Below are 3,760 nucleotides of genomic sequence, written 5' to 3'. Positions count from 1 at the left end.
CCACCGTATCCCTTTAACTTCACTTTAACTTCATTCGCATTTTCTTCTAGACCTACTGATTGAAGTTTTTCCAGTTCCTCTAAATCAACTACTTTAAGACTAGCGTAAGGAATTTCTTCGCCATCCTTATTTGTAAAATAGCCAGTTTGATAATCAACCACTTTAACTACTGACGGGATTACAACCTGTAAATTTTCGCCCTGTAACATTTCTAACAACACATCTTTGTTCACTTTATTCATTGCAATATTTTTCATTTTTGCTCCTCCATCTCTCTTTATTCTGTCTCCGATGTCTCCTTTGGTGTAACTGACTCCATCTGTTCCAGTGGAGTAATTGTATAACATACTCCTAAAAATTGCAACAAAAAAAGAGTGATTTCTCACTCTTTTTATTTCTTCTTGTTTTTTTGACTATTTTCCCATTCTTCTAGCATTCGTATAATAAATTGCCCATCTAAAATTGCTTCTCCCGTCTGCATTATATACTGTTTTTTTATGTCCTTATAAAATTCATATTGTTCTTCCGTTACTCGTCCTTGTATTCTATATCCACTATTTGCCATGATTTTTCTCCTAATTTTTTATATTGTAAATCATTATATTTCCATCTGGTGAAGTCCAATCAGCTTTCATTCCCTCACAAACATTATTTTCAAGATATTCTATTTCAGGAAGTTTCAAGCCTTTAGAACACCAGTATTTCTTTTTGCCCTTACCTAAATCTTGACTCAACATTTCTTTAGTTAAATACTTTGTAATATAATTTGATGCCTTAATTTTGTCCTGTATCTCTGTTACATTTGTAAAGCCTTTTTTCCACTGCTTACAGTTATAAACTGGCTTGCCTTTCCATGTATGACCACTATCGACAAACTCATAAGGATAACCAAACGTAAAGCCATGAAAATGCAACGCTCCGTTCTTGTGTCTTTCCGGTACAAAAACATAGCCAAATGTAATTCCTTTCAATTTTGCCCGTTCTCTAGTCGTTTGAAGAAACCTTTTTAAATTCTTTAATGCGATTTCGTCATCTAAACGATCGCCAACAACTTTTTCATCTTGCGTTATGTTCCAAAAGTGTGTGAATTCATTTGATAAAATATAATCCTTTATCTTGTTCTTAACTTCTCTTATACGCTTCATTTTTATACGTTCTAACTCATTCAAATAATCTTCGCTAAATTTATCTAAATCAAGATTTAAATCATTTGATGACGCCCCAGCGTTCTCTGTACCATAAACTATAACTAATGGTTCTTTGAAAACTGTTATTTTTTTACTACCATCAGGGTATGTTTTTACTTTCGATTTTATAAAACTAAATGATTTGTGAGGTAATTTTTCCATATCCATCACTTTGCTTTTCTGTTACAAACGTCCGTTTTTTTTAAAATTCGGTGTTAAGTTGTCCGTATGTCAAGTAGACGGACAACGCAAAAATTTATCGTTTGCCCTTTTTACAGAATTTCGCTGCTTGATTTTATGGCTTGTATATTCAACAAAATTAAATTAGAATTAAGCTGTAAAATCACATAGCGATAGCACTCTCCTTTCACTTTTAATCTAGACAATTAAAATTATAGCATAGGAAGTGCTGTTTTTTTATTTCGGCGAGAAAACCACTCGCCGTTGCCATTTCAAGAAGTTTGAACGCTTTCCCTTTCGCTTCGCTTCGGTCTGCGTTCAAACTTCTTTCAAAGGCTCTCAGAGGGGCTTGCAGGCCTCTTTTTTATTCCTTTATGTCTAACCTGTATTGTTCCCCTACGTGCTTTAAAATAGGCTGTATAACATCTTGTACAGGTCTATTAAATTTTGGTGCTTGAAATAATACTGGCTCTTTCCCATCAATCGAAATAATTCCCTCTCCGACCTCTGTTACAACTGGTAAATCTCCTACACTTCTGTTAAATGTCATTTTCGCACTTTCTTGGCTGATATTCGCACCCATATAGCATTTATTGACGAGTTGCTCACGTATGCCAGTTGAAATAAATTCACTTGATGCCTGTTGTAGACATATCCAAATGCCCATGCTCAACTGTCTCCCTAATCTCGCTATGTTCCCGATTGCCTTTTCAAATCGCTCTTTTTCTTTCTTATCCATCAAAGCAATTAACGAGGAATATTCATCAATGACCAACAACATTGGAGGATAACCCAGGCTTAACATTGTCATATCATATCCAGTAGATTTTGAATAAATTTGTTTTCGCTGTTCCATAATTCTTGTAAATTCTTCGACCATGTCAAACGCTTCTTCTAATGTTGTGCCTACATGATTTTCGGGGAGAGATTGCCCCAGCTTATAGAGGTCACTCATTTTCGGATCGATTATAAAAAGTTTGCTGTATTCCATGCCCTCATCATTATTTGCAAATCTTCTACGTGCAAATTCAGTGATAAGGTAATAAAGAAAATATGATTTGCCCGACCCCGACACACCATTGATAATCATGGAGTAATTTCTATCAAGATTTAATTTAATATCGCCATAAATATCTATTTTCTTGTCGATTTCTTCGAGTGCCATATGACTAACTTCTTTTCGCTCAATCTTATATTTTAAAAATGTATATCGCACACCCTCCAAAGTAATATTTTTTGAGTGTAGTTGTAAGCCTAAAGCACTTTCTAAATAGTTCCCACAATCTTCAGCAACCTTATCAAATTTACTTCCACCATTTTTCAAAATAAATACTTGTACATCATCTTGGTTTTCTTCGTATGAAATATCTATTTCATCGAGCAAATATCCGTTCGATAATTCATAAAGATTATTTCTTAAAATAAAACTTCTGATTTCTACTTCTATCGGTCTACCTGTTATCGGATTGCCAAATCTATTTTTCATGCTTTTATAAATAAATCTGATGAACAATCCTAAGAATAAAAATATCAGCACCCAAGATAAAAATAATGAATAATTCATTGATAATGCAATCAGACCCGCAGCACACACAACTAATATTAGAAAAATATTAAATTTAGCTTTTAGGCTCAACGTTCTTTTTTCACTCACTATTGATTTAACAGAAACACGATAAATTTTCCCCAACTGATTCTGTTTCTTGAAACTTCTCAAGATTTTTTCTTTGAGCTGATCCATTTATTTTCCTCCCATTTTTAAGAAAGACTTCCGAGATTACTCGAAAGTCTTTAATTGATTTATTTATTTGTTTTTTCAACAAACGATTTAAAATAAATTTTTTCGCCATTAAGCAAATAATCTATCATCGTTCTTTGGGTTTTATGATGTACATGAGTTGAAGCATATTCGAAAAATGATGCCATTTTATCCGCAAAATCATAAGTAGCATTTACTGATACTAAAACTTTCAATATCTTCTTAACATCTGCAATTAAAGCTTCATTTCGTGAGCGTTCCAACTTCCACAAAACAACTTTTTTAGCAATGTAACTCCTATCTCCACGAGTAGTTCTTGTCAAAAATTCATTAATTTCCATTTTAAATCTCTCCTTGTATTTTTATTTTTGAAATTGCAATGAACTAATTTCAGCTGAGAAGATTAACCCCTCAATAATGCTGCCATACTTTGTATTTTTCTCATTGAATTGCAAATCCAAATTTGTCGTTAGTACATTAGCTCCTAAGAGACTTTCTAACTGTTCGCCACCGTATCCCTTTAACTTCACTTTAACTTCATTCGCATTTTCTTCTAGACCTACTGATTGAAGTTTTTCCAGTTCCTCTAAATCAACTACTTTAAGACTAGCGTAAGGAATTTCTTCGCCATCCT

Annotated in this window: 6 protein-coding genes; all 6 read right to left on the bottom strand. The window is 33.4% G+C overall.

All coding sequences use genetic code 11. The annotated features are described in order from the left end of the window. Positions 1–257, bottom strand: a 257-nt coding sequence (locus ERX35_RS11185; RefSeq protein ID WP_211360034.1) for a hypothetical protein, incomplete at its 3' end; no start/stop codon positions are given. Between the two features lie 134 nt (positions 258–391). Next, complete coding sequence (locus ERX35_RS11520) at positions 392–565, bottom strand: hypothetical protein (RefSeq protein ID WP_170234627.1); 174 nt, start codon at positions 563–565, stop codon at positions 392–394. A 10-nt stretch (positions 566–575) separates the two neighbouring features. Next, positions 576–1,349: a rolling circle replication-associated protein gene (locus tag ERX35_RS11180; RefSeq protein WP_170234626.1), complete on the bottom strand. Its 774-nt coding sequence runs from the start codon at positions 1,347–1,349 to the stop codon at positions 576–578. A 382-nt stretch (positions 1,350–1,731) separates the two neighbouring features. Continuing rightward, a complete protein-coding gene (locus ERX35_RS11175) occupies positions 1,732–3,108 on the bottom strand; it encodes a hypothetical protein (protein WP_149459966.1) in 1,377 nt (458 codons plus the stop codon). Between the two features lie 59 nt (positions 3,109–3,167). Then, on the bottom strand, positions 3,168–3,467 hold the full coding sequence (locus ERX35_RS11170; RefSeq protein WP_149459965.1) for a hypothetical protein: 300 nt from the start codon (positions 3,465–3,467) through the stop codon (positions 3,168–3,170). 21 nt (positions 3,468–3,488) lie between these two features. After that, a partial coding sequence (locus ERX35_RS11515; RefSeq protein WP_211360032.1) for a hypothetical protein occupies positions 3,489–3,760 on the bottom strand: 272 nt, incomplete at its 5' end.

The sequence above is a fragment of the Macrococcus equipercicus genome (genome assembly GCF_004359525.2).
In the GTDB taxonomy this organism is placed as follows: Bacteria; Bacillota; Bacilli; order Staphylococcales; family Staphylococcaceae; genus Macrococcus; species Macrococcus equipercicus.
Note: the sequence above shows the minus strand (reverse complement) of the source record. Positions and strands in the feature narration are given on the sequence as shown.

Coding starts and splice junctions, on each gene's coding strand:
- ERX35_RS11180 (WP_170234626.1), bottom strand. CDS start 1,349: ATGGAAAAATTACCTCACAAATCATTTAGTTTTATAAAATCGAAAGTA.
- ERX35_RS11520 (WP_170234627.1), bottom strand. CDS start 565: ATGGCAAATAGTGGATATAGAATACAAGGACGAGTAACGGAAGAACAA.
- ERX35_RS11170 (WP_149459965.1), bottom strand. CDS start 3,467: ATGGAAATTAATGAATTTTTGACAAGAACTACTCGTGGAGATAGGAGT.
- ERX35_RS11175 (WP_149459966.1), bottom strand. CDS start 3,108: ATGGATCAGCTCAAAGAAAAAATCTTGAGAAGTTTCAAGAAACAGAAT.